Source organism: Patiriisocius sp. 208BN25-11 (genome assembly GCF_058147145.1).
Genome location: NZ_JBYVJY010000034.1, coordinates 1 through 1425, shown reverse-complemented (window position 1 = coordinate 1425; position 1425 = coordinate 1). Strand labels below are relative to the sequence as shown.

General features: G+C 44.1%; 1 protein-coding gene. It reads right to left on the bottom strand.

Features of this window, described 5'->3' with window-relative positions; genetic code table 11:
- On the bottom strand, positions 1-1425 hold a 1425-nt coding region (locus ACY2RS_RS15430; RefSeq protein ID WP_490099564.1), incomplete at both ends, for a DUF7507 domain-containing protein.

Sequence of the window (1425 nt, the reverse complement as noted above, 5' to 3'; positions counted from 1 at the left end):
GTTGGTAATAACTTATCCTGCGCAATGGTTTCTCTTCCTTGAGACTCGCCTGTAAAGACATTCTCAGCATCACTAGAGCCGCCATAGCCATTGGTCTCGAATACCTGAACCCCCCAACGGTTAAATATCTTAACGTTGTTGTCTGGATATTCGCTAATTCCCTGTACTAAGAAGAAGTCATTCTTCCCGTTTCCATCAGGAGATACCGCGTTAAAAATCTCAAACGGTGCCAATACATTTGGTAACAGGGTAATGGTAGGATCATCAGGATCGCCATCTCCGTTGATATCCGTATCAGTTGGATTGTTTGGATCATCTGAAGTATCACTAACCTGGTCACCTCCTCCAGTCTCTCCCGTAGCAGTAGCCTGGTTGATTACCTCTCCTGCATCAATATCGGCCTGAGTAATCGTGTAGACTGCCGTAAAAGTGGTATCATCAACCTCGCCCGGTGCCAACTCGGCAATAGGTCCGCCAGAGATTACAACCCCTGGAAGTGGATCATCAATCGTGATGTTATACAGCGTTACATTTCCTGTATTGGTTACAATAAAGGCGTAACTAATGGTCTCTCCCGGATCGGAAATTAAATTCCCATTCTCATCATTAAACACACCAGTCTTCTCTACAGACATCGAAGCATCCTGACACAATACGCTAATGGTTGGATCGTCCTCAAAATTACTGTTATCATCAGAGAGATCATTCACGACCATGCCCATTGGATCGATTCCTTCAGCAATCGCTTGGTTGCTCACAAAACCGTTATCAACATCATCCTGAGTAACCGTATAGATCGCAAAGAAGGTCTCCGTATCACTATCTCCTGCCAATATCGTTACAGGACCTCCAGATACCCCTACCATAGGATCCGTTACAATCACCTGGGTTAAGGTCGTGTTTCCTAAATTGGTCACCACAAAGTCATATACAATAGTCTCTCCTAAATCAATACATCCATTGCCATTCTCATCCCCAGGAGTACCCGTTTTGATAAGGGCAATCACTGACTCGTTACACAGCATGGTTACCGTTGGATCATCCTCGGTGTACAGACTCTCATCTGACAGATCACTCACCTGAGCCCCCGATGGATTAAATCCAATAGCCTCCGCTTGGTTGGTCACACTTCCTGTATTGATATCTGCCTGAGTAATTAAATAGATAGCCGTAAAGGTCGTGGTATCTTCCTGCCCTGGTAGCAATGTAATAGGTCCTCCCTGTACATTGACCAGCGGATCGTTTACCGTAATGTTTGAAATAGTAGTATTACCATTATTGATCACTCTAAAGCTATAGCTAATGGTCTCTTTTACATCGGCGCAGTTATCACCATCGGCATCATTAAAGACTCCTATTTTAATAATAGCGATACTATCATCCTGACAAAGCGGGGTGATCGTTGGATCATCTTCAGTGATTAAA